The following is a 24,884-nucleotide window of genomic DNA, read 5'->3' on the forward strand; positions in this document are numbered from 1 at the left end:
CCATACCAGATGTTCTCGGCCGGATCGTCGTCGTGGGTGACGACCAGCGCCACGTCCACGCCGCCGGCCAGCAGCACCCGCAGGCAGCGCACGCCGACGTCGTGGTAGGCGAAGACCACGGCGCGCGCCGTCACCGCCCCACCCCGCGTTTTTCCAGCGGCGCGGCGTCCGCCGGCGGCTCCTGCTCGAACGCCGGCGCTGGCGCCAGGTCCTGCAGGATCGTTTGCACCACGTAGCGCGGCCGCGCGCGCACCTGCTGGTAGATGCGGCCGATGTATTCGCCCAGCAGGCCGATGCCGAACAGGATCACGCCCATCAGGAAGAACACCAACGCGAACAAGGTGAATACGCCTTCGGCCTCGGAGCCCAGCAGCAGGCGGCGCGCCACGAGGCCGAGCACCAGCAGGCCGGAGGCGCCGGACAGCGCCATGCCCAGCATTGAGAACATTTGCAGCGGAATCAGCGAAAAACCGGTCACCAGGTCGAAGTTAAGCCGTATCAGGCTGTAGAGCGAATACTTGGACTCGCCGGCGGCGCGCTCCTCGTGCTCGACCACCACCTCGGTGGGGTTGCGCGAAAAGGTGTAGGCCAGCGCCGGCACGAAGGTGTTCACCTCCGCGCACTGGTTGATCAGGTCGGTGAGATTGCGGCCGTAGGCGCGCAGCATATTGCCCTGGTCGGTGATGCGCACGCGCGTGATGCGCTCGCGCAGCCGGTTCATCGCCTTCGACGCCAGGGTGCGCCAGACCGTGTCGCGGCGCACGCGCCGGATCGACCCGACGTAGTCGTGGCCTTCGCGGATCTTGGCGACCAGCTTGCCGATTTCCTCGGGCGGGTTCTGCAGGTCGGCGTCGAGCGTGACCATGATCTGCCCGCGCGAGGACTGGAAGCCGGCCAGGATGGCCATGTGCTGGCCGTAATTGCCGTTGAACAGCACCACCCGCGTCACGTCCGGACGGCGGCGGAACTGGTCGGCCAGCAACGCCACCGACGCGTCGCGGCTGCCATCGTTGACAAAAACGATCTCATAGCTGCTGCCCAGCGCGTCGAGCGCCGGATACAGGCGCGCGAACAGGCGCGGCAGCGCCTCCTGCTCGTTATAGACAGGTATCACGATCGACAGCTCGGGACGCCCCGCCGCGCCAGTAGGCAACGGTAATACACTGGAAACACTCATGGCCTTCCCTTCGACAACTGATTGGATATCACTAGCCGGCGGCCGTCCCGCGCCACCACGCGCATCGGCACGCCGCGCGCCAGCAGCCCGGCATACGGCGCCGGACCGATGATGGCCATGGCCGGCACGCCGGCGGCGGCATCGCGACGCCAGCGGGCGACGAAATCATCGACATGGCGCAACGCCAGCCCCGGTTCCTGCGCCAGTCCGAACGTAAACTCGTCGGCGTAGTCGACCAGGGTCACCGGCCGTTCAAGATAAAACGTCAGCGATTGCTCGTAGCCGCCGACCGAATACAGCTTGGTCCGCGGCGTGACCTCGGCGCGCACCGCCGGCAGCAACGCGGTGCCGGCGCGGTCCTTGCCGTAGACCTCGAAGCCGGCGACCACCAGGTGGGTGGCGACGAAGCCGGCCACGGCCATGGCCAGCACCGCCAGGTCGCGCCGCGAACGGAGCGCTGCACGCCAGGCGGCGATGCCTCCGGCCAGCAGGATGGCGCCGGCGCACAGCAGCCATGGCTGGTATTCGCGCAGTTGCGCGCCGCCATGTCCCTTCGCCACGGTCACCGCCACGACGCCCAGCAACAGCGCGCCCAACAGGGCTGGCAGGCCGGCAGCCCACAGCTGGGAACGACGTCCCGCCGCCTCCAGATGGACCGCCATGAGCAGGGCCAGCGCCGGGAACACCGGCACGATGTAGCCTGGCAGCTTGGAGCTCGAGCTGCTGAAAAAGACGAAGATGAACACGGCCCAGATCAGCAGCAGCAAACGCGGCTGGAAGCGGCCCGGCTGCCGCTTCAGACCGGCGGCCAGACCGTGGGGCAACAACCCCAGCCAGGGCAGCACGCCCGGCAGCAGCAGCGGAATGAAGTACCACCACGCACCCTCGCGCCGGTGGCCGGTGGTCAGGAAGCGCTCGAAATGCTCGTGGATGAAGAAAAAATGGGGTTGCTCCGGGTTGCGCAACCCGACCAGGATGAACCACGGCGCGGCGATCGCGAAAAACACCAGCAGTCCCTTGCCGAGGTGCAGACGGCGCCATATATCCGCGTCGCGCGCGGCCACGCTGTAGAGCACCAGCACGGCGCCGGGCAGGACGATGCCGACCAGGCCCTTGGCCAGCACGGCCAGCGCCATGGCGGCCCAGGCGGCCAGCATCCAGGCGCGCCGTTCGGCGGCGCCGGCGGTGTCGCGCTGGGCGATCAGCACGCTGCCCAGGCTCAAGCTCATCATGCCCGCCAGGCTCATGTCGAGCGAGTTGATTTGACCGGCCGCCAGCCAGAACAGGCTCGATGCCAACACCAGGCCCGCGTACAGGCCGACCCGGCGCGAAAACACCACGCGCCCGGCCCAGGCGGTCATCACCACGCCGACGATGCCGCACAGGCCGGTCCACAGGCGCGCCTGCCATTCGCCCAGGCCGAACAGGGTGAAGGTCAGCGCGTTCATCCACGCTTGCAGCGGCGGTTTCTCGAAGTATTTGATGCCATTCAAACGCGTGGTGATCCAGTCGCCGCTGGCGAACATCTCGCGGCCGATTTCGGCGTAGCGGCCCTCGTCGGGCGGCACCAGCGTGCGCACGCCGAGCGCGTACAAAGTGGCCAGAATGAAGCCGGCCAGCAGCAACCAAAGCAGCAGCCTCGATTCGTGCCAAGGCACGACGGCGCGCGCGGGGCGCGGCGACTGTTGGCGGGCCAGCGCCTCGTCCAACCGGGCGTCGCCGCCCGCCAGGCGTTCCGGCATCATAGCGAAAACTCCGGTGCGGCCAGGACGGCTTCGACGGCGGCGACCACGCGTTCGACATCGCAGGTCGTCATCGCGAAAAACATCGGCAAGGTCACGGTCAGGCGGCCGATGCGCTCGGCGACCGGGAACATGCCCTCGGTGAAGCCGCGCGCGCGATACAGGCTGAATAAATGAATCGGCGCGTAGTGGAAGCCCGTCCCGATCCCGCGCCGCGCCATCGCCTCCATGAACCCGGCGCGCGTGCCCGGCCCCCGGTCGGGCAGGATGATCTGGAACAGATGCCAGTTGCTGTGCTCGAAATCGGCGAGCGGCAGACGCGCGCCGGTGGCGGCCTCGAAGCCGTCGCCGAAGCGGTCGAAGTAATGGCGCGCCAGCGCGCGCCGGTGCGCCGTGACCGCGTCGATGTTCGCGAACTGGCCCAGGCCGATGGCCGCCATGATGTCGCTCATGTTGTACTTGCCGCCGAGGACATCGACATCGATGCCGTCGACGCCGCTGCGCGTCACGCCCTGCAGGCGGTATTTCGCGGCGAGCGCCGCTTCACCGGCGTCGTCGAGCACCAGGCAACCGCCCTCGCCCGTCGTCAGGTTTTTATTGGCTTGAAAACTGAAAGACACCAGGTCGCCGAACGAGCCGATGCGCCTGCCGCGCCAGGTCGCGCCGAACGCCTGCGCCGCGTCCTCCACGACGCGCAGCCGGTGGCGCGCGGCGATGGCGTACAGGCGGTCCATGTCGACCGGCAGGCCGGATAGATGGACCGGGATCAGCGCGCGCGTGCGCGGCGTGATGGCCGCCTCCAGCCGGTCCAGATCGATGTTGCGGGTGGCCGGATCGATGTCGGCGAATACCGGCGTCGCGCCCACGGCAAGGATGACGTTGGCTGTCGCCGGCCAGGAAATCGGTGTGGTGATCACCTCGTCGCCGGGACCGACACCGGCCACGCGCAGGGCGATCTCCATGGTGCAAGTGCCGGAGTTGAAAGTCAGCACGCGGCGCCCGCCGAACCACGTGGACAGGCGCTCCTCGAACTCGCGCACCCGTGGGCCGCTGGTGATCCACCCGGAGCGCAACACGTCGCCGACGGCTGTGATGGTCGCCTCGTCGATCATTGGTTGCGAGAACGGCAAGAAGGTGTGATTGGCGCTCATATACAGGCACCGTATGGCAAAACGTCAAGGGAGAAAGGGTTTTTTGAGGCCACGCTGGGTCTTCGGAGTGGAAAACCCGGAGTCTACGTGAGGGCTCGTTAAGTAAACGTTAAAAGCCTTCCATAAAAAAAGGCCGGCATCGCTGCCGGCCCAAGACCGCGGAGACTCCCCTGAATTTGGCTCACGCCTCTCTAGATTTCCTTTCTAGAATTTCATCGACACGCGCGCGCCTATCGTGCGCGGGTTGTTGTAGTACGCCGCCCAGATCTGCTGGGTGGGCTGGCATGGCGCGCCAACCTGCGTGCAGACTTCCACCGCGTCGTACTTGACTTCCTTGTCGGTAGCGTTGTTGACGAACAGCTCGGCCGTGTAAGCCTTGTTGCGCGGTTCGAAGCGCAGGCTCAAGTCCAGCGTGGTGTAAGCCTGCTGCTGCTTGACACCGGGATGGCCCGGCACATCGTTGTTGAAGGCGCCGGAACCGACGAACGACTCGGTCTCGTAGTGGGCCGACACGCGTGGCGTCAGGCGTCCCTTGCCGATGTCGAAATCGCGCTCGTACATCAGCGTGGTGGCAAAGGTCGGCGCGTGTTTCAACACGCTGCCGCCGACGTTGACCGTCGGCGCGGTGGTGCCGCAGGACTGGCCGTTGGCGCGCGCGGCGTCGACGTCGCACGACATGAAATCGTCGTAGCGCGCCTTGAGCCAGGTGGCGTTACCGCTGAAGCGATCGACGCTGGTCGGACGGAAGTTCCATTCCGCCTCGATGCCTTTGACAGAGGCCCCGGCCGCGTTGAAGTTCTGCAGCGTGTTGTTGACCACCTGCGATTCCAGCTTGTCCTTGTAGGTCATCCAGAACGCGTCGAGATTGAGCGTGAGCTTGCGGTCGAACAGGTCGGACTTGAAGCCGATCTCGTAGCTGGTCAGCTTTTCCGGCTTGGTGGTGGCGCCGCCGTCGCCGATGGCCGGCGAGTGGAAGCCGGTCGTCACCGAAGCGAAGGTCAGGATGTCCTTGGTGACCTTGTATTCCACGCGGCCCAGCCACGTCGCCTGGCCGTACGCCAAGTCGGCCGTGTTGTCGCCATAGGTGTTACCACAGGTGGACTGGTTGACCACCCCGCCCGGCCCGATGTTGTGGGTGTTGATGGTGCCGGTGCCCGGTGTGACCAGCTGCGCGATCTGGCCCGGCGTCAGGTTGACGGTGCCGCGCGGCGGATTGTCCGGCCAGTTCGGGCAGGCCCAGTTCTGGCCGCCGATATCGTACTTGTGGTCCTTGGTGTAGCGCACGCCGGCGGTGAGCTTCCACACCGGATCGATGTCGTAGCTGGCCTGTGCGAACGCGGCCTTCGAATGCAGCTGGCGGTCGCCCTGGATGAAGGACATGGCCGACGCATATTGGCCCACGGTCGGCTGCACGAAGATCACGTTGCCGTTGGCGATGTCCTGCTCCAGCATCGCCTGCGAAATCTGGCTGCGGTCGATGTCGAAACGGATCTTGTTCTTCTCCTTGAAGAAGAACAGGCCGCCCACCCACTGCAGCGCCGATTCGGAATCGGAGCGCACCTGCAGCTCGTTCGAGAGGCTGTCGAATTGTCCCCACTCGGTGCGGTTCTCGGCCTTGAAGCCGGGGTAAAAACCGGCATCGGCGTCGCTGGCGTTGGTCCGCTTCAAACGGCTCCAGGAACCCAGGTACTGCGTCTCGATGCCGTCGACCGGCCGCCATTGCACCTTGGCCTTGCCGGTGATGATGGACTGGTCGAGCGCGCCGGGCGTGTCGATCAGCGCCGAGCGCAGGTCCTGCCCGGGCGCCGGTTCGGCAGCCAGATAGATGTTGCCTGCGCCGGTGTCGCTGTAATAGTCGGCGATGAAGGTCGCCTTCAGATCCGGCGTGAAGCGCCACAGCAGCGAGGCGCGCGCGCCCTTCTGGTCTCCCGCGCCGTACTTGCGCGTGCCCGGCGCCACGTTGGAGCCTTTGCGGAAATCGACATAGCCGTCGCGCCGGTCCTGGATGGCGGCGATGCGCAGCGCGATATCGTCGCCCAGCGGAATGTTGATCATACCCTGGGTCTGGATGCGGTGATAGTCGCCCACCGTGATGCTGGCCGAGCCGAACATCTTGCTTGGATTGGGCGCGCCGGAGATGAGGTTGACCGCGCCGGCGGTCGAATTGCGGCCATTGAGCGTGCCTTGCGGACCGCGCGCCACCTCGACGTGGCTCAGGTCATACATCAGCGCCGTCGCGCCCTGCGGACGCGCCACGTAGATGCCGTCGACGTAGAACGCCACCGCCGGGTCGCCCAGCTCGGTGTGGTTGGCCGAGCCGACGCCGCGCATGTACACGTGCACGCCACCCGAGTCGCTGTGCGGCTCGACGACAAGGCTGGGCACCATCGCCGTCATCGACGCCAGGTCCTTGACCTGGTTGTTGGCCAGCGTGTCCTGGGTGTAGGCGGTGATGGCCAGCGGCGTGTCCTGCACCAGGGTGTCGCGGCGGGTCGCCGTGACGATGATTTTCTCGATGTCGCCGCCGTTGCTTGGCGCGGCTTGCGAGCTGGGAGCGGTGGACGCGGTCTGCTGCGCCATCGCCGCGCCGCCCGTCAACGCCAGTTGCGCTATTTGCGCGATGCTCAGCGCCAGGATCGTTTTCTTCATGTTGTCTTCCTCACTTCTTCCATCGGTTGAGTGGTCGTGCATCGCTCTGGCGGCGAATACGCACGAGTGGAACCGGTACCACCGCAGGACGCAGCGATGCGGCGGGCCATGCCGTGGCGGCCGGGCCCGAATGACTACGCTGCGCTACGCGGCGATTGCCGTCTTAGAGCCGCTGTTCGCTGGCTCCGTCAAACAGGGAAAGTCGTTTGGTACGGATCGAGAAGTTAATATTTTTGTCGCTGTCGATCGTCTGCTGGTCCTGCACGATGCCGGCGATCTGCGTGCCGTGGAAGTCCAGCCACAGCACACGGTGAGCGCCCATGGCCTCCACCAGCGAAACCGTGGCGCCGGCAACCACGTCGGCGCCGTCGCTGTTGCCGACATCGATGTCCTCCGGCCGCACGCCCAGCACGCAGTCGCGCGTGCCGACCGGCGGCAGGCCGAATGGATAGTCCGTCACGTCGACGGCCAGATGCTCGTTGCGGAACAAGGTGCGGCCGCCATGCTGTTCCAGCCGGCCCCTGAACAGGTTCATGCCGGGCGAACCGAGGAAGGTGGCGACGAACAGGTTGGCCGGCTCGTTGTAGATGTTGGCGGGCGTGTCGAACTGCTGCACCACCCCGCCCTTCATCACCGCCATGCGCTGCGCGAGCGTCATCGCCTCCACCTGGTCGTGGGTCACGTAGATCATCGTCGCGCCCAGCTGCTTGTGCAGCTGCTTGAGTTCGCGCCGCAGCTCGGTGCGCAGCTTGGCGTCCAGATTGGACAAGGGCTCGTCGAACAGCATCACGTCGGCCTCGCGCACGATGGCGCGGCCGATGGCCACGCGCTGCCGCTGGCCGCCGGACAGGTTGGCCGGCTTGCGCTTGAGCAGAGGCCCCAGTTGCAGCATGTCGGAGGCGCGCGAGACGCGCCGCGCGATCTCCGCCTTGGGCGTGCCGCTGATGCGCAGGCCGAACGACATATTGTTCTCGACGTTCATGGTCGGATACAGCGCGTAGGACTGGAACACCAGCGCGATGCCGCGATCCTTGGGATCGGCCCACGTCATGTCCTTGCCGCCGATCTCGATCTGGCCGGAGGTGGTGTCGATCAGGCCGGCGATGCTGTGCAACAGCGTCGACTTGCCGCAACCCGAGGGTCCGAGCAGCACCACGAACTCGCCGGCCTTGACGTCGAGGTTGAGCGATTCGATGACCTTGGTGCCGCCCAGTTGGATTTGCAGATTGCGTATCGCTACATTAGACATGATGATCCTTTAACCTTTAGCCTTTGACAGCGCCCGAAGCGATACCGCGCACAAACCAGCGGCCCGAAATGAAGTACAGCGCCAACGGCACGACCGAGGTCAGGATGGTCGCCGCCATGTTGACGTTGTACAGCCGCTCGCCGGTGGTGGTGTTGATGATGTTATTCAGCTGGACGGTCATCGGCAGGTGCTCCGAGCCGGCGAACACCAAGCCAAGCAGGAAGTCGTTCCAGATGCCGGTGACCTGCATGATGACGGCCACCACGATCACCGGCGTCGACATCGGCAGCATCAGTTGCAGGAAGATGCGCCAGAAGCCGCCGCCGTCGATGCGGGCCGCCTTGAACAGCTCCATCGGCAGCGCCGCGTAGTAGTTCCGGAACAGCAGCGTCATCACCGGCATGCCGAAAATCGTGTGGATCAAAACGATGCCGGGCAAGGAGCTGAACAAATCGACCGCCGCCAGCACCCGCACCAGCGGATACACCATCACCTGCACCGGGATGAAGGCGCCCATCATCAGGATCGCGAACAGCACACCGGCGCCGCGCGGCCGCCAAAACGACAGCGCGTAGCCGTTGACGGCGCCGATCGCGATCGACAGGATGGTGCTCGGCACGACGATGGCCACCGAGTTCCAGAAGCCGCCGCGTATGCCCTCGCATTCCAGGCCGGTGCAGGCGGACTGCCACGCCTGAACCCAGGGCTCCAGCGTGAAGTTGACCGGCAACGCGAACAGGGTGTCAAGCCGGATCTCCTCCATCGGCTTGACCGACGTCACCAGCATCACATACAAAGGCAGCAGGAAGAACAGCGCCGCCACGATCAAGAACGCGTAGACGCCGGCGCGCGCCGGGGTCCATGCCAGCGCCCTGCGCCTGCGCCCGGCCGGGGCCTTTGCGGTGGAGATGCCGCTGTCATTGGCGGCGGCGCGGGAGGCCTCGGCCACGGCGATGACGGCCTTCTCCTGTTTCACGACATATCCCATCACATCCCCTTGTCGGCGCGGCGGCTGCGCACGTAATACAGCGGCGCGACTATGGCCAGCACGGTGGCCAACAGCACGATCGACGCGGCGGAAGCCAGGCCGATATTGGCGCGGCCGAACAGGTAATCCATGATGAACTTTGCGGGCACCTCGCTGGCCGTGCCGGGACCGCCCTGCGTCATCGCGACGACCGAGTCGAACACCTTCACCACCATCACGAACAGCAGCACGAACGCGGTCGACACCGACGGCCCGAGCATCGGCAGCACGATGCTCACATACACGCGCCAGCGCGGGATGCCGTCGATGCGGGCGGCCTTCCACAATTCCTCGTCGATGCCGCGCAGGCCGGACAGCATCAGCGCCATCACCAGCCCCGAGGCCTGCCACACGGTGGCGATGACGATGGTGTAGATCGCCATGTCCTGGTCGACGATCCAGTCGAACTTCGCCTCCGTGAAGCCGAGCTTGCGCAGCACCTCCTGGATGCCCAGTTCGGGATTGAGTATCCACTGCCAGATCAGGCCCGTGGCCACGAACGACATCGCGTAGGGGTACAGGAAGATGGTGCGCAGCGCGCCCTCGGCCGTCACCTTCTGGTCGATGAACACCGCCAGCAGGAAGCCGATGATCAGGCAGGCGGCGATGAACAGCGCGCCGTAGACGGCGACGTTCTGCAGCGACAGCAGCCAGCGCTCGTTGTTGAACAGGCGGATGTACTGCGAGGCGCCGACGAAATCGCTGTTGGGGAAGGTGCGCGAGCTGCTCACCGACACGCGCGCCGTCCACAGCATCGTGCCCAGGTAGGCCAGCAGCACCGTCAACGCCATCGGAATCAGCGCGATGTAGGCGGCGAGCGAAACGCTCGGACGTTTCTTCATGACGGTTTTGGTCATGGCCTATTCATCCTTCAGCGCGCGGGCGAACGCTTTTTGCGCGTCGTCGGCCGACTGGTTCTTGTTCCAGTAGTTGGTCAGCACGTCCTGCAGCGCGCCGGTGGTGTCGGGCGTGGCAAGCATTTCCGAATTCGGCAGCTGGCGGCTCTTGTCGCGGATGATCGCCAGGCCCTGGCGCGCGCAGATGTCGAGCGACGATTCATCGACGTCGCCACGGATCGGAATCGCGCCCTTGCGCGAATTGAAGGCCACCTGCGCGGCCGGGGAAGTCACCACGGTGGCAAGCAGCTTTTGCGCCTTGACGGCGGCGGCGTTGCTGGTCTTGGGGAAGACGAAGGCGTCGCCGGCGACGATGTACGGCGCCTTGGGGCCGAAGCCCGGGAAACAGCCGAAGTCCTTGCCGGCGACCTGTTTGGCCGACGAGAACTCGCCTTTGGCCCAGTCGCCCATGATCTGGACGCCGGCCTTGCCGCTGACGACCATGGCGGTGGCGTCGTTCCAGTTGCGGCCCGGCGAGCCGGCATCGACGAAAGCTTTGAGCTTCTTGAAGTCGACCAGCACCTGCTTGAAGGCGGGAGACATCACCGCCTTCTGGTCGCGGTCGCGGTAGACCTTCAGATACAGGTCGGCGCCGCCGACCATCGCGAAGATGGCGTCGAAGGTGATCTTCTCCTGCCACACCTGGCCGCCGAAGGCCAGCGGCACCAGTCCGGCCGCCTTCAGCTTGGCCAGCTGCGCGAGGAACTCGTCGTAGGTTTGCGACTCGGCCGCGATGCCGGCCTTTTTATAGGCGGCCTTGGAGTAGAAGAACCACGCCGGCATGTGGATGTCCACCGGCGCGGCGTAAAAGTGGCCGTCGATCTTGATCGCGGCGAGGATGGAGGCCGGCATTATCTGGTCCCACTTGCCGGCGATGGCGACGTCGTCGACGTTGTTCAGCAAACCCTGCTCGACGAAGTCGCGGAACTGCTTGGAAGTGTTGAACTGCGCGGCCGTCGGCGCGTTGCCGCCGACGATGCGGTTGATGGTGGTGGCGCGCGACTGGTCGGCGCCGGCGACCGCCTGGTCGATCCACTGGCCGCCGGCCTTGTTGTAGGCGTCGGCGAACTGCTTGACGGCCTGCGATTCGCCGCCGGAGGTCCACCAGTGGATCACGGTGGCCTTGAGCGGAGCTCCGGCCGGTCCAGCCGCCGATGCGGGGGCGCCCTGCGCGAACGCGCCCGGGCCGGCCACGGCCAGGGCAAGCGCGGTGGCGCCGGCCATTTTTATCGCCTTCTTCATTCTGTCTCCTGTGGGCGTCGTGCGCCCATTTTTATTGGATGGCCGAGAGCTACGCGGTTGGCGCAGCCCTTTGGGCCAGGAATTGCGCCACCAGCTTCGCGCTGCGCTTCAGCGTGCGTTGCTGCGTGGCGTAATCCACGTGGATGATACCGAATCGGCGCTCATAACCGAAGGCCCATTCAAAATTGTCCATCAAAGACCAGATAAAGTAACCACGGATATCGACGCCCGCCTTCACCGCCTGGTCGACCGCCGCCAGATGGCGGTTCAGGAACGAGATGCGGCTGCGGTCATCGACCTCGCCGTCCACCACCTTGTCGTCCGAGGCCATGCCGTTCTCGGTGATGTAAATCGGCGGCAGGTTCGGATAGTCGCGGTGGAAGCCGACCAGCAGGTGGCGCAGGCCGTCCGGATGCACCTCCCAACCCATCTGCGTGCGCTCCACGCCTTCCAGGTCCACTTCCTTGTAACCGTGCCCGCCATCGCTGACGACGTTGGTGCGGAAGTAGTAGTTAATACCGAGGAAATCGAGCGGCGCGCCGATGATGTCCATGTCGCCATCCAGGGTCAGCGGCTCGGCGCCAGGCCACAGCTCCCACAGCGCCGACGGATAGGACTTCTTCAGCAACGGATCGAGGATCCAGTTGTTATGCTGAAGTTCGAACAGCCATGCCGCGCGCTGGTCGGCGGCGCCGCTGCCGGTGGTCGTGCCGCGCCCGACGTTGGCGACGATGCCCACCTGCGCGGCCGGATCGTTGGCCCGCAGCCGCGCCACCGCCAGGCCGTGGCCGAGCAGCAGGTGGTGCATCGCCTGCGTGGCGAACACCACGTCGGTCTTGCCGGGCGCGTGGTGGCCGGTGCCGTAGCCGTGCATCGCCGAGCACCACGGTTCGTTGAGCGTGGCCCAGGCATCCACCAGGCCGGCCAGCTCGCGGCTGATCATGTCGGCGTATTCGGCAAAGCGGTAGGCGGTGTCGCGGTTGACCCAGCCGCCCTTGTCCTCCAGGTGCTGCGGCAGATCCCAGTGGTACAGGGTGACCCAGGTTTTCAGGCCCTTGGCGCGCAGCGCCGTCAGCAGGTCGCGGTAGAAGGCGATGCCTTTCGGGTTGGGCTGGCCGTCCCGCGTCATCACGCGCGGCCAGGAGATCGACAGGCGGTAGGCGTCCACGTTCAGGTTGGCGAGCAGTTCGACGTCCGCTTGCCAGCGGTGGTAATGGTCGCAGGCGATGTCGCCGGTGTCGCCAGCCAGGGTCTTGCCCGGCGTGGCGGAGAAGGTGTCCCAGATCGACGGAATGCGGCCGTCTTCGGCGATCGCGCCTTCGATCTGGTAGGCGGCGGTGGCGGCGCCGAGCAGGAATTCGGGTCGCCACAGGACCGAGTCGGCCGGTGGGGAAAAACTCTCTTCCAGTGTGACGGATGCTTCCAGAACCACGGCGACTCCCTTGTTTTGATTATGAGTGGAAGCGCTTCCACAAGATGTGGTCGATAGTACTACCGATGAAATTCGGGTGTCAACGGGAATCTGGAATTTTTGTAGCTTTGCTACAGAAGGGTGTGGTCGGGGTGTTGGCGGCGCTTGGCGGATTAGCCGGAACGGCGTAATCCGCCTAGAGCCGCCAGCGGCGCCCCTTCCGGCATACGTAAGCCAATTACTTCTTGTCCGTCGGCGGAACGCCCGGAACGAACGGGAACGTCCCGAAGATAGTCTTGCTCTGGTTTTGCATCTGCTCCTGCATCTGCACGAACAAGCTCTTGCTCTGGTCGATGTAGTTGTTCATCATGCCCTGCATCATCGGGCCCTGGACGTTCATGAACTGGGTCCACATCTCCGGGCTGAAGGGCTTGCCTTCCAGGCCGCCGACCGTGGTGCCGGTGAATTTGCGCTGAATGTCGGTGAACGCCTGGACGTTCTTCTCCAGGTAGGAACCCATCATGCCCTGCATGGCGTGGCCGTAGAAACGGATGATCTGCGCCAGCACGTCGCTGGAGAACATCGGCGCGCCACTCGCCTCCTCTTCCAGGATGATCTGCAGCAGGATGCTGCGGCTCAAGTCCTCGTTGCTCTTGGCGTCGACGACCGTGAATTCCTCGTTGTCCAGCACCAGCTGCTTGACGTCCGTCAGCGTGATGTAGGAGCTGGTCTGCGTGTCATACAGACGGCGATTCGGGTATTTCTTGATCAGGCGTTCAGCATTTTTTTTCGCACTACTCATCACAAGTCCGTTTATTGCGCCGCAGCGCGTCCTCTAACAATTCGAAAAAAAAGCGAACTTCGGTCCGCTTTCCCACTAAGCTACCATACCTATTATAGAGGGGAAAAAGCATATCCTGCACTAACTGATAGAACTTTTGGCTTTTATTGCAACGCAACTAATTTTATAAGCTGGAAAGCAAGCCCCTCCCCCTCCCTTACCTCACCCCTTGACCTTGACGTAGCGCCCCGGCGCCGCCTCGATGGCCTGGTATTTGGCGTTGCCCGGCTTGGCCTTGGGCTTGACATCCTTGCCGCCGTGCTCGGAAAGAAACGCCGCCCATTCCGGCCACCAGCTGCCCGGCGTCTCGGTCGCGCCGGCCATCCACGCCTCCGGATCGCGCGGCTTGGCGGCGGCGCGGCCGGCCGGCTTGTCGTTGATCCAGTAGCTGCGTTTGTTCTTGGCCGGCGAATTGATCACGCCGGCGATGTGGCCCGAGGCGCCCAGCACGAAGCGGTTGGCCTTGGGCTTGCCCGGATTGAGCAGGTTCATCGACCCGAACGCCGACGTCCACGGCACGATGTGGTCCTCGCGCGAGCCGTAGATGAACACCGGGGCGTCGATCGCCGACAGGTCGACCGTCGCGCCCGCCACTTGCAGCTTGCCCGGCTCCCGCAGGCGATTCTCCAGATACATGTTCCGCAAGTAGTAGCAGAACATCGGCCCCGGCAGATTGGTGCTGTCCGAGTTCCAGTACAGCAAGTCGAACGGCGGCGGCTCGTTGCCCTTCAAATAGTTGGACTGCACGTAATTCCACACCAGATCGTTCGGCCGCAGACTGGAGAAGGTGCTGGCCAGGTCGCGGCCCAGCATCAGGCCGCCCTCCTTGATTTGCTGCTCGCGCAGCGACACCTGGGTCTCGTCGATGAACACGTCGAGCACGCCGGTGTCGCTGAAGTCCAGCAGCGACGTCAGCAACGTCAGGCTGGCGGCCGGATTGTCGCCGCGCGCGGCCAGCACCGACAGCGCCGTCGATACCAGGGTGCCGCCGATGCAGAAGCCGAACAGGTTCAGCTTGTCCTGGCCGCTGATCTCGCGCGTCACGCGGATCGCCTCGATCACGCCCTTTTCGATGTAATCGTCCCAGGTGGTGGCCTCGAGCGACTTGTCGGCGTTGACCCAGGAAATCATGAACACGGTGTTGCCCTGCTCGACCGCGTAACGCACCAGCGAGTTCTCCGGCTGCAGGTCGAGGATGTAGAACTTGTTGATGCACGGCGGCACCATCAGCAGCGGCCGCTGGTGCACGGTGGCTGTGGTCGGCGTGTACTGGATCAGCTGGAACAGCGGATTCTCATAGATCACCGTCCCCGGCGTCGTCGCCAGGTTGCGGCCGACCTCGAACGCGGTCTCGTCGGACAGCGAAATATGACCCTTGTTCATGTCGGCCAGCATGTTGGCCAAGCCCTTGGTCAGGCTCTCGCCCTTGGTTTCGATCAGTTTCTCTTGCGCCTCCGGATTGGTGGCCAGAAAATTGGCCGGCGACATGGCATCGACGATCTGCTGCACGGCGAAGCGGATCTTCTGTTTTTGATGGCGGCTGGTCTCGACGGTATCGACCATCGCGGTCAGGAACTTGGCGTTGAGCAGGTATGATGCCGCATTGAACGACGACATCGGATTGCCCTGCCAGGCCGGCGAACTGAAACGGCGGTCTTGCAGTGCCGGGGTTTTGCCGGCCAAAAAGTCTTGCCACAACACGCCGAAGTCTTCCAGATACTGGTTCTTCAGCTGTTCCATCGCCTGCGGCTGCACGGTGGCGCCGGCGTCCTGCATGATGGCGGCGAGCGGGTTGGCGTCCGCGGTCGGGAGCTTGCTGAACCAGGATTGCCACTGCGCGGGGTCGCTCATCTGCGACATCCAGGCGGTGGCAATGGCTTGAGGATCGGGCACATTCATGTTTGATTCCCTAAAAATAGTTTGAATATCTTTACCTGGACTGCTCTATGCTGAACTGTTTATGCTGATCGTTGCGATTGCTTGGATTTACGTGGTGGGACTGATGGCGCTGACCGAGCCCACCGTCGTTGCGGGAATTGTAACGTTTTTGTTCTATTGCGTGCTGCCGCTGGGCACACTGATGTACATCGCCGGCAGCGGCAGGCGCAAGGCGCGCCGCCGCGCCGCCGAACAGGCGGCCAGGGACGCCCGCGAGGCCGGAACCGCCCCGGATGCCAAGGGCGAAAACTAAGCCGTCGCGGCGTGGCGTCATTTGAGCCAGATCAAGGAGGCCTGCCGGCCGGTGACGCCGTCGCGCCGGTAGGAGTAGAAGCGCCCCGAGTTGGAGACGGTGCAATACTCGCCGCCATGCACGTGCGCCACGCCGGCGCGGTGCAGCAGGTAGCGCGCCAGCGCGTAGATGTCGGCCAGATGCTTGCCCGGCTTGCCCTCCACCGGGGAAAACGCCGCCGTCACGTGGCGCACGCCGGAATCGTCGAGCGCGCCGTTAAGGAAGGCCTGCATCACGTCGGGCCCGACCTCGAACTGGTAGGGGCCGATCGCCGGCCCCAGCCAGGCCATCAACTCGCCGGCGCCGGCCGCCCGCATCGACTCGACCGTGTTCTCCAGCACGCCGGAGGCCAGGCCGCGCCAGCCGGCGTGGGCGGCGCCCACGGTCTTGCCCTCGGTATCGCACAGCAATACCGGCAGGCAGTCGGCCGTCATGATGGCGCACACCTTGCCGCGCACATTGCTGAAGCTGGCGTCTGCCTCGGGCACCCGCTGCGGCAGTAGGGTCGCCAGGTCGACCACGGCCGTGCCGTGCACCTGCGACAGCCAGGCCGGATCGGACGGCAGGATGGCGCGCAAAGTCTCGCGGTTGTGCGCGACATTATGCGGCTGGTCGCCGACGTGGGTGCCCAGGTTCAGGCCGCCCTGCCCCATGCCATCGTCGTACGGCGCCGGGCTGACGCCGCCACGCCGGGTGGTCGACAGGGTGCCGACATTGGCGGGCAGGCCCGGCCATTTCGGCATCAACCATTGCTGTCGGATAGCGTTCAAACTTGTTCCGGTTCCTCGATGCCGGCCTTGGCGATCAGCTCGGCGAAATCCTCGGCAAGCGGCACCAGCCACTCGCACTGCTCGCCCGTGGCCGGGTGCACCAGGCCCAAGCGACGGGCCTGCAAGGCCTGACGCGGGAAGACACTGGCCAGGTGCTGCTTGCCATACATCACATCGCCGACCAGCGAAAAGCCGATCGACATCATGTGCACGCGAATCTGGTGCGTGCGTCCCGTCTCCAGGCGGCACTGCACCAGGCTGACGGGACGGCGCTCCAAATCCCCGCTGGCCAGCAACTCGTAGTGCGTGATGGCCGGCTTGGCGGAGAAATTGTTCGAGACCGCCATCTTGATGCGGTCCTTCGGATGGCGCCCCATCGATGCGTCAATAGTACCGCTAACGCGCGGCGTGCCCCACACCAAAGCGAAATACTCGCGCTTGACGGTGCGCGCGGCGAGCTGGCGCACCAGATCGGTCTGCGCCGGCAGGTTCTTGCCCACCACCATCAGGCCGCTGGTGTCCTTGTCGAGCCGGTGGACGATGCCGGCGCGCGGCACGCCCGACAGCTGCGGGCAGTGGTGCAGCAGGCCGTTGAGCAAGGTGCCGGACCAGTTGCCGGCGCCCGGATGGACCACTAGGCCGGCCGGCTTGTTGATGACGATCAGGTGCTCGTCTTCGTAAACGATGTTAAGTTCCATCGCTTCCGGTTTAAAAGCCTCGTCTTCCGGCGCCGGTTGGGGCAGAATGACGATCTTCTCGTCGCCGTAGACCGTGTCCTTGGTGCTTTTTGCCACTTTGCCGTCGACCGTGACGAAGCCGTCGTCGATCCACATTTGCAGGCGGCCGCGCGAAAACTGCGGCACCAGCTTGGAAATGACTTTGTCCAGGCGCTGGCCGCACGCTTCCGGGGTCAGTTCCAGTTCGATCGGAGCCAGGCCGTCATCGTCGTCGCCGTAGTCGCCATCCTGGACTTCGAGCTCTGCGGGCAGGTCGGCGTCGGATTCGTTATCGGAGGAGGATTCGGCCAAATTCGGCTTTGGAGTTAATATCACGGCATTCCCATCGGCTATAATCAGCCTATTGTAAAACTTTGGTTAAACAGCTTCTTGCAAAACATATGCAAAAAAAATTATCGGTAGTCGCAGCAACGTTGGTTCTGCTTAGTTTGTCCGCTTGCGGCATTTTCTCGGATAAGGTTGACGAGACAAAAGGCTGGACAGCTACGAAATTATACTCGGAGGCGACTGAAGAACTCGAAGGTGCCCACTACGAACGCGCGATTCAGCTGTACGAGCGCCTGGAATCGAGCTATCCGTTCGGTACCTACGCCCAGCAGGCGCAGATGCAGATCGCCTACGCCTATTACAAGGCGCAAGACCAGGCCCAGGCGCTGGCGGCGGTGGAGCGCTTCATCAAGCTGCACCCGAACCACAACAACGTCGACTATATGTACTACCTGCGCGGACTGATCAACTTCAACGACCAGATCGGCTTCCTGAACTTCATCTACGCCCAGGACACGACCGAGCGCGACCCGAAGGCGACGCGCGAAGCCTACGCGGCGTTCAAGCAGCTGGTGGATAAGTTCCCGAACAGCAAGTACACCCCGGACGCGCTGGACCGCATGCGCTATCTGCTCAACGCCATGGCGGCGTACGAGGTGCACGTGGCGCGCTACTACTACCGTCGCGGCGCCTACCTGGCCGCGGCCAACCGCGCCATGGGCATCATGAGCGACTACCGCGACTCGCCGGCGATCGAGGAGGCGCTGTTCATCATGATCCGCAGCTACGACAAGCTGGGCATGACCGAGTTGCGCGACGATACGATGCGCGTGTTCAAGCTGAACTACCCGACCAGCAAGTTCCTCGACGAAGGCAAAAAGGCCGAGCGTCACTGGTGGAAGCTCTGGAATTAACAAAAAACCGGGATGCGATCCCGGTTTTTTGTTGGTCCCCGGCGCCTTTACCCGGTTTTACGCGGCGACCCTGCGGCGGAAAATCCAGGTGCTGTCGCTCGAATCCTTCTTGTCGAAAGCGTAACCGTCGACATCGAACTTCTTCAGCTTCTGCGGATCGGTGATGCCCTTGACGGCGGCGTAACGCGCCATCAGCCCGCGCGCCCGTTTGGCGTAGAAGGAAATGATTTTATACTTGCCGTTTTTCCAGTCCTCGAATTGCGGCGTGATCACCGGCACCTCCAGCAGCTTGGGCTTGACCGATTTGAAATATTCCTCGGACGCCAGGTTGACCAGGGTCCCGGCGCCCTGCTCCCCGGCGGTTTTGTTCAGCGCCCGCGTGATCGTGTCGCCCCAGAACTCGTACAGGTTCTTGCCGCGCGGGTTGCTCAGGCGCGTGCCCATCTCGAGCCGGTGCGGATGGATCAGGTCGAGCGGGCGCAGCATGCCGTACAGCCCGGACAGGATGCGGATGCGCGATTGCGCGTAGTCCAGTTGCTTCGGCGTCAGGGTGCGCGCCTCCAGCCCGCCGTAGACGTCGCCGTTGAAGGCCATGACGGCCTGGCGGCCCTCGGCGGTGTCCGGCGTCCACGACGCGTAACGGGCGACGTTGAGCGCCGACAGGTTGTCGGACAGATCCATCAGCTCGCCGATCTGCACCGGCGAAAATTCGCGCAGGCGCTCTATCAGTTGCGCCGAGTGGTCGAGGAAAGCGGGTTGGGAATGCAGCTTGGTGGTCGGGGGCGTCTCCAGGTCGAGACTTTTGGCGGGCGAAAGCACTATCAGCATATGGTTCCAGAAAATTTCAAATAAGCACATGAATACGACTACCGACATGATACCTGTTCCAACAAATCCCGCACCGGCCCGCATCGTCATCGACACCAACGTCTGCCTCGACCTGTTCGTGTTCCACGATCCGCGCTGGGCCGACCTGCTGGCCGCGCTCGAAAGCGGCGCCGTCGAGGCCGTCACGCGCGCCGATTGCCGCGACGAATACAACATCGTGCTGCACTATGCGCACCTGCCGCTCGACGAGGCCAGCCGGCCGCTGGCGGCGGCGCGCTTCGACGCGCTGATCAAGGTGGTCGCGCCGGCCGAGTCCGGCATTCGCCTGCCGGTCTGCACCGACAAGGACGATCAAAAGTTCCTCGAGGTGGCGCGCGACGCCGGCGCCGAGGTGCTCATCACCAAGGACAAGGCGCTGCTCAAACTGGCGCGCCGGCTGGCCAAGGCCGGCATGTTCAAGGTCGTCGTGCCGGAGGCGTGGCGGCTGGAACGATAGATTTTTTACGCAACACCAAAGCGCGCTCGCTGAGCTAGAATAAGGTCATCCGTTCACTCTACAGCCGCCATGAATAGCCGCAACGATCTTCCGTCGACACCCTTGCTGACCAGCCGCCTGCCGGCCGTCGGCACCACCGTTTTCACGCGCATGTCGACCCTGGCCGCGCAGTCCGGCGCCGTCAACCTGGGCCAGGGCTTCCCCGATTTTTCGTGCGAGCGCAGCCTGCTGCAGGCCGTCACCGACGCCATGCAGGCCGACTTCAACCAGTATCCGATGATGAGCGGCGCGCCGGTGTTGCGCAACGCTATCGTCGCCAAGATCGCCGCCCTCTACGGCCACGAGTACGACGCCAACACCGACATCACCGTCACCGCCGGCGCCACGCAGGCGCTGACCACGGCCATCCTGTGCTGCGTGCATCCGGGCGACGAGGTGATCGTCATCGAGCCGGTGTACGACAGCTATGTGCCGGCGATTAATCTCGCCGGCGGCGTGGCCGTCGGCGTGCAGATGGAGATGGGCGCGGCCGGCTACACGGTGCCGTGGGCCAAGGTGGCCGCCGCCGTCAGCGGCAAGACGCGGCTGATCGTCATCAACACGCCGCACAACCCGACCGGCAGCGTGCTGCGCGGCGCCGACATGCACGCACTGGCCGACATCGTGCGCGGCACCAACATCCTGATCCTGTCGGACGAAGTCTACGAACACATGGTCTACGACGGCCAGCGCCACGAGTCGGTGTGCCGCCACGCCGAGCTGGCCGCGCGCGCCTTCGTCGTCTCCAGCTTCGGCAAGACCTATCATGTCACCGGCTGGAAACTCGGCTACGTGGCCGCGCCGCCCGGACTGACGGCCGAGTTCCGCAAGGTACACCAGTACAACGTCTTCAGCGTCAACACGCCCATGCAGCACGGCGTGGCCAGCTACATGGCCGATCCGAAACCGTATCTGGAATTGCCGGCGTTCTACCAGCGCAAGCGCGACCTGTTCCGCGACGGCCTGGCCGGCACCCGCTTCGAACTGCTGCCGGCCGACGGCACCTATTTTCAGTGCGTGCGCTACGACAAGATCTCGACCCAGACCGAGGCCGAGTTCGCCGAGTGGCTGACCACCGAGATCAAGGTCGCGGCGATACCGGTGTCGGCGTTTTACCAGCAAGGCAAGGAGTCCGGCATCGTGCGCTTCTGCTTTGCCAAAAAAGATGAGACCTTGGCGCTCGCGCTGGAGCGGCTGGGCAAAGTTTAAATCGGGGACAACCATGATGGCCGATACCACCCAACTGGAGACGGCGCCGCCGTCGGTGCTGCACCAGCTCAACGTATCGAACCGCCGGCTGGAACGGCTGCTGCAAAACCTGCGCAACGAGCACGACGCGGAAAGCGAACTGCGCGACATCGCGCGCGAGGTGGTGCGCGCGGTCGATCTCAATCCCGACGTCGCGCTCGCCTGCATCTTCCTGTGCCAGATCGCCGGCAGCTACGCGGTGCGCCACTGCATCGAGACGGCGGTGGTCACCGTCGTCATGTCGCGCAGCCTCGGCAAGACCGACGCCGACACCCTGACCGTCACGGCGGCCGCGCTGACGATGAACGTCGGCATGCTGCGCCACCACGAGAGCTTCCAGAACAAGCACAGCCTGAGCAGGGAGGAGATGGCCATCGTGCGCCGCCACCCCGAGGACAGCGTCGACCTGCTCAAGTGCGCCGGCATCGAGGACGAGGAATGGATTTCGTGCGTGCTGCTGCACCATGAAAACGATGAAGGCAGCGGCTACCCGGCCGGCATCGCCAGCCCGCAGGTGACGTTCAACGCCAAGCTGCTCAGTCTGGCCGACCGCTATTGCGCGCAGGTGTCGGCGCGCAACTACCGGCGCTCGGTGCTGCCGGACCAGGCACTGCGCAATCTGATGGACGACAAGGACTCGCCGGTCGATCCGGCGCTGGCCTTGCACTTCCAGCGCGAACTGGGCGACTTTCCGCCCGGTTGCCTGGTGCGGCTGGCCACCGGCGAGATCGGCGTCGTCAGCCATCGGCTGGCCGGCGGCGACGAGTTGCACGTGCACTGCCTGCGCGACGCGGCCGGCGCGGCGCTGCCGCCGGCCGAACAGCGTCGCGCCGCCGGCGACCGCCACGTCATCGCCGAGGCGCTCAGCGAGGACCAGGCCGCGATCCGCTTCAGCATGAAGCAGATCTGGGGCCCGCAGGCCAGCCTGTAACGGCCGGCCTCAAGCGCTTAACGTCAGTTAAGCGCGCGCGGCGGCCGACTTGCGGCGCCGCGCCACGATCACCAGTCCGCTCAGACCGATCATCATCATCATCCAGCTCGACTCTTCCGGAACGGCCGAGACGCCTGCGCCGGAGGTCGGCATGCCGATGCCGCCGAGACCGCCAAGGCCGCCCCCACCCAGCACATAGTTGAACGCATAGCCGTAGGCCGCGCCGGCAAGCGACGAGCTTACCAGGATGTCCTGCTCGCCCGCGCCGAACAAGCCGAGGTCGAGCACGCGGCCGGTGAAGAACAGGTTGGCGTCGCTCAGCGACGTGAACGACTGGCTGAACAGCAAGGTGCCGTGGCTGCTGATCGACAGGTCGAGCGTGTCGAAGCCGGTGCCGCCGGCGCCCAGGAACGCGATCAGCAAATGCTGGTCGACCGCCGACACGAAGCTGAACGACGTGGAGTTGGCGCCCAGCGCCGGCGACGGCTGCGACGGATCGTCGCCACCCGAGGCGCCGTGCATGCCGACGCCGTACAGCTCCGGCATGGCCGCCGCCGCCGCCGCGCTCAAACCGAGGGCGGCCGCGCCGCCGGCCGGGGCCGCGCCGGCATAGGAAAACAGCTGGTTGTCGCCGACCGAGCCGTTGCCGGCGGTCAGCGCGAAGCCGGCCGCGTCGAAGCGGCTCGATGCCACGGACGTGCCCTGCGCGTAGCCGCCCGTCGCGTTAGCGTAAAAAGCGACAGGGGCGCCCTTGGCGCCGATGGCCGTCGCGATGGCGAGCGCTCCCATCTGCTCGCCGCTGGCGCGGGCGGTGGCGTGGCTCACGCCGCCCAGCGCCGACGTCTGCGCGATGGCGCGGGCCGAGGACAGGTAGGGGCTGGTGCTGTAGTTCATGCCGCTCAAGGCTTGGGCCGCGACGGTGACCACTCCACTGCCCGAGGCGCCATACGCGGTGGCGGTGGCGGGGGCGTAGATGTTCTGGCCCGGTTGCGGCGTGAACGTGTTGCGCGCGAGCGCCGTCAAGGTGACATTGTGCGCGCCGCTGGTGGCGCCGCTGGCGCTGGCCTCGGCGCGGCCGCTTTCGGTGTACATGTAGTAAAACACGCCGCCGTCCGCCTGCGCCGTGCCGGTGATATCGCCGCCGGTGTTGATACGCAGGTCGGCGAAGGCGTTTTGACTGGCGCCGCTGCCGATGGCGTAGGCGCCGGCCGTCACGGCGGCCGTGCCGCCCGTGGTGCCCGCGTTGACGACGGTGCGCGCGCTGGCGTCGCCGTAGTGGCCGCGCGACCAGGACGCGTCGCCAAGGCCGGCGATCGCCCTCGACTCCACGTTGACCGCGCGCGCGCCGGTGGTGGTGACGGTCACGCTGCTGTTGGCGTTGGCGCCACGGGCGTAGCTGGCGCCGCTGGCGCCGGCCCCGACCAGTTCCAGGGTGGCGCTGGCGTCGCCGTCGCGGTATTCCCAGCCATGGTAGGTGCCGCCCATCTCGCCGCCCACCGCGCGCGCGGTGCCCGTCGCCAGGCCGCCGGCGTCGATGGTCAACAGGCTGGTGGCGCCGGCGCCGCCCGAGCCGCCGTACTGCCCGCCCAGGGCCTCGGCCGATCCGGTCACCGCCGCCTTGCCGGTCAGCTTGGCGATGGCGGTGGCGCCGCCGGCGTCGCCGCCCAGCGCGCGCCAAACCCAACCGGTGACGTCGCCGCCGGTGGCCTTCACATTGCCCTCGACGTCAGCGCCGGCCCGGGTCGACGTCAGAGAGAGTTCGGCGCGGGCCGTGCCGGCGGCCGCCGCCGCGGTTTCGCTGTAGCCGCCGGCGTTGCCGCCCTTGGCGGTGACGGTGGCCTTCAGCGCGCTGGCCCGGCCGTCGCTCAGCTTGAGCACCGATCCGGCGTTACCGCCGGCGTTGTTGGCGGCTTGGACCGGCAGGTCCGGCGGACCGCCGCCGCCACCAAGGTTGACCTCGCCACCGTTGCCGCCTATCGCGTGCTGCAGCAGCGACAGCGCGCCACGGGTCGCGCCCGCCACCATGTTCTCCAGGTAGACAGCCGCCCCGGCTCCCGCCGGCGCGTAGAAGTTGTTGGCGCTGCCGCCATTGCCTCCGGTCGCCTGCGCCAGCACCGACACGTTGCCCGTGACGGAGGTCGCCGACGCGCGCGCCGTGGCCTTGCCGCCGTCGCCGCCCCGGCCGGCAAACAACACGTTCGTGTCGCCGCCATTGCCGCCGGTCGCGTAGGCCTTGGCCGACACCGCGCCGGACACGGAAACGCCGTTGGCGACGCTGGAGGCGTTGCCGCCGGCGCCGCCGTTGCTCAGGGTCGGGTCCATGTTGAAGTAAAACTGGTCCCCCGCCCCCACGTGGCCGCCATTGCCGCCGAACACGTTCGCCTCGGCGGTCGCGCTGCCGGCCACCGAGGCCGTGTTGACGCGTCCGGTCGCACCGGCCCCCGCCCCGCCGTTGCCGCCGAGACCGCTCGGCCCGTACTGGCAAATACCGAAATCGCGGCAATCGGGGCTGTCCGGATCGAGCACCGCGCCCTGCAGGCCGGTGCCGCCGTTACCACCGTTACCGCCGGTCAAGGTCAAGCGGTTGAAAGCGCCGGCGGTCAGCGACGTGTCGGTCAGGTCTGGCGCCGCGCCCCCTTTGCCGCCGTTGGGCGCTGTCGTCGTGCCGGGCGTGCCGACCACCCCGTTGGCGCCGGTCACCGTGCGGTCGAGCGCGTACGCCTGGCTAACCACCAGAGACAACAGCAGCGGCGCGATGCCGGCGATGTAGCGCGAAGGTTTGACTGAGGATGTCCGTGACGTCGTTGTATTCATTAATCTAACCCCAATAAGTGTTTTAAGAGATACGGGCGGACGTAGGCGCCAGCCCGTTGGCATTGTCAATATTGCCATCTTAACTTATTTTGATTATAAAATTTACAATGTCACGAAATTATCTTTTTACGTGGTTCCAGCGCCTCACACGGCGCAAAAGCGCCGGTCGGCCCGCAGCTTTTTCTTCCCCGGTCGTGCGTAATCAGCCTCGCGAGCGGCGATTGC

Annotated in this window: 20 protein-coding genes and 1 pseudogene; 5 read left to right on the plus strand and 16 right to left on the minus strand. The window is 65.4% G+C overall.

Annotation, left to right across the window (positions count from 1 at the left end; translation table 11 throughout):
- From MRBLMU1_RS17755 to phaC, 12 genes and pseudogenes are all read right to left on the minus strand, one after another.
- Window positions 1-134: pseudogene (locus MRBLMU1_RS17755) on the minus strand (formyltransferase); the annotation flags it as partial.
- Window positions 131-1,177, minus strand: a complete 1,047-nt coding sequence (locus MRBLMU1_RS17760; RefSeq protein ID WP_363503729.1) for a glycosyltransferase — start codon at window positions 1,175-1,177, stop codon at window positions 131-133. The gene MRBLMU1_RS17760 and the pseudogene MRBLMU1_RS17755, both read right to left, overlap by 4 nt.
- Complete coding sequence (locus tag MRBLMU1_RS17765; protein WP_363503731.1) at window positions 1,174-2,922, minus strand: glycosyltransferase family 39 protein; 1,749 nt, start codon at window positions 2,920-2,922, stop codon at window positions 1,174-1,176. Before MRBLMU1_RS17765 ends, MRBLMU1_RS17760 begins: the two co-directional genes overlap by 4 nt.
- A complete protein-coding gene (locus MRBLMU1_RS17770) occupies window positions 2,919-4,070 on the minus strand; it encodes a DegT/DnrJ/EryC1/StrS family aminotransferase (protein ID WP_363503733.1) in 1,152 nt (383 codons plus the stop codon). The genes MRBLMU1_RS17765 and MRBLMU1_RS17770 overlap by 4 nt, the downstream gene beginning before the upstream one ends.
- A 204-nt stretch (window positions 4,071-4,274) precedes the next feature.
- The gene (locus MRBLMU1_RS17775; RefSeq protein WP_363503735.1) at window positions 4,275-6,719 is read right to left on the minus strand and encodes a TonB-dependent receptor; all 2,445 of its coding nucleotides are present in this window, start codon (window positions 6,717-6,719) and stop codon (window positions 4,275-4,277) included.
- Window positions 6,720-6,882: 163 nt separating this feature from the next.
- Window positions 6,883-7,968, minus strand: a complete 1,086-nt coding sequence (locus tag MRBLMU1_RS17780; protein ID WP_363503737.1) for an ABC transporter ATP-binding protein — start codon at window positions 7,966-7,968, stop codon at window positions 6,883-6,885.
- 16 nt (window positions 7,969-7,984) lie between these two features.
- Window positions 7,985-8,878 (minus strand): carbohydrate ABC transporter permease, encoded by an 894-nt coding sequence (locus tag MRBLMU1_RS17785; RefSeq protein ID WP_363503840.1) that lies wholly within the window; start codon window positions 8,876-8,878, stop codon window positions 7,985-7,987.
- Window positions 8,879-8,955: 77 nt separating this feature from the next.
- Window positions 8,956-9,852, minus strand: a complete 897-nt coding sequence (locus MRBLMU1_RS17790) for a carbohydrate ABC transporter permease (protein WP_363503739.1) — start codon at window positions 9,850-9,852, stop codon at window positions 8,956-8,958.
- 3 nt (window positions 9,853-9,855) lie between these two features.
- The gene (locus MRBLMU1_RS17795; protein WP_363503741.1) at window positions 9,856-11,133 is read right to left on the minus strand and encodes an ABC transporter substrate-binding protein; all 1,278 of its coding nucleotides are present in this window, start codon (window positions 11,131-11,133) and stop codon (window positions 9,856-9,858) included.
- A gap of 49 nt (window positions 11,134-11,182) precedes the next feature.
- Window positions 11,183-12,565, minus strand: coding sequence for a GH1 family beta-glucosidase (locus MRBLMU1_RS17800; protein WP_363503743.1), 1,383 nt, complete (start codon window positions 12,563-12,565; stop codon window positions 11,183-11,185).
- A gap of 217 nt (window positions 12,566-12,782) precedes the next feature.
- Window positions 12,783-13,346, minus strand: coding sequence for a polyhydroxyalkanoate synthesis repressor PhaR (phaR, locus tag MRBLMU1_RS17805; RefSeq protein ID WP_315221813.1), 564 nt, complete (start codon window positions 13,344-13,346; stop codon window positions 12,783-12,785).
- A 201-nt stretch (window positions 13,347-13,547) separates the two neighbouring features.
- Window positions 13,548-15,284: a class I poly(R)-hydroxyalkanoic acid synthase gene (phaC, locus tag MRBLMU1_RS17810; RefSeq protein ID WP_363503746.1), complete on the minus strand. Its 1,737-nt coding sequence runs from the start codon at window positions 15,282-15,284 to the stop codon at window positions 13,548-13,550.
- A gap of 61 nt (window positions 15,285-15,345) precedes the next feature.
- Between phaC and MRBLMU1_RS17815 the strand changes: the two genes are divergently transcribed.
- Window positions 15,346-15,576 carry a hypothetical protein gene (locus tag MRBLMU1_RS17815; RefSeq protein WP_363503748.1) on the plus strand — a complete coding sequence of 77 codons (231 nt, stop codon included), beginning with the start codon at window positions 15,346-15,348 and terminating at the stop codon, window positions 15,574-15,576.
- A 17-nt stretch (window positions 15,577-15,593) separates the two neighbouring features.
- Here MRBLMU1_RS17815 and pgeF read toward each other — a convergent pair whose 3' ends face one another.
- Both pgeF and MRBLMU1_RS17825 read right to left on the minus strand, forming a co-directional pair.
- Window positions 15,594-16,358 carry a peptidoglycan editing factor PgeF gene (gene pgeF / locus MRBLMU1_RS17820; RefSeq protein ID WP_414646092.1) on the minus strand — a complete coding sequence of 255 codons (765 nt, stop codon included), beginning with the start codon at window positions 16,356-16,358 and terminating at the stop codon, window positions 15,594-15,596.
- A 23-nt stretch (window positions 16,359-16,381) separates the two neighbouring features.
- Window positions 16,382-17,413, minus strand: a complete 1,032-nt coding sequence (locus MRBLMU1_RS17825) for an RluA family pseudouridine synthase (RefSeq protein WP_363503752.1) — start codon at window positions 17,411-17,413, stop codon at window positions 16,382-16,384.
- Between the two features lie 89 nt (window positions 17,414-17,502).
- On the opposite strand from MRBLMU1_RS17825, the gene MRBLMU1_RS17830 reads away from it, so the two are divergent.
- Window positions 17,503-18,303 (plus strand): outer membrane protein assembly factor BamD, encoded by an 801-nt coding sequence (locus MRBLMU1_RS17830; protein WP_363503754.1) that lies wholly within the window; start codon window positions 17,503-17,505, stop codon window positions 18,301-18,303.
- A gap of 57 nt (window positions 18,304-18,360) precedes the next feature.
- Here MRBLMU1_RS17830 and yaaA read toward each other — a convergent pair whose 3' ends face one another.
- On the minus strand, window positions 18,361-19,131 hold the full coding sequence (gene yaaA, locus MRBLMU1_RS17835) for a peroxide stress protein YaaA (protein ID WP_363503756.1): 771 nt from the start codon (window positions 19,129-19,131) through the stop codon (window positions 18,361-18,363).
- Between the two features lie 46 nt (window positions 19,132-19,177).
- On the opposite strand from yaaA, the gene MRBLMU1_RS17840 reads away from it, so the two are divergent.
- The 3 genes from MRBLMU1_RS17840 (at window position 19,178) to MRBLMU1_RS17850 (ending at window position 21,845) form a co-directional block, all read left to right on the plus strand.
- Window positions 19,178-19,627, plus strand: a complete 450-nt coding sequence (locus MRBLMU1_RS17840) for a putative toxin-antitoxin system toxin component, PIN family (RefSeq protein ID WP_363503842.1) — start codon at window positions 19,178-19,180, stop codon at window positions 19,625-19,627.
- A 69-nt stretch (window positions 19,628-19,696) separates the two neighbouring features.
- Window positions 19,697-20,875: a pyridoxal phosphate-dependent aminotransferase gene (locus MRBLMU1_RS17845; protein WP_363503758.1), complete on the plus strand. Its 1,179-nt coding sequence runs from the start codon at window positions 19,697-19,699 to the stop codon at window positions 20,873-20,875.
- Window positions 20,876-20,888: 13 nt separating this feature from the next.
- Complete coding sequence (locus MRBLMU1_RS17850) at window positions 20,889-21,845, plus strand: HD-GYP domain-containing protein (RefSeq protein WP_363503760.1); 957 nt, start codon at window positions 20,889-20,891, stop codon at window positions 21,843-21,845.
- A 27-nt stretch (window positions 21,846-21,872) separates the two neighbouring features.
- Here MRBLMU1_RS17850 and MRBLMU1_RS17855 read toward each other — a convergent pair whose 3' ends face one another.
- Entirely contained in the window at window positions 21,873-24,659 is a 2,787-nt protein-coding gene (locus tag MRBLMU1_RS17855) for a beta strand repeat-containing protein (RefSeq protein WP_363503762.1), read from the minus strand.
- Between the last annotated feature and the right edge of the window lie 225 nt (window positions 24,660-24,884).

Origin of the sequence: Burkholderia sp. LMU1-1-1.1, assembly GCF_040675865.1 — a bacterium.
Lineage (GTDB): Bacteria > Pseudomonadota > Gammaproteobacteria > Burkholderiales > Burkholderiaceae_D > Rugamonas.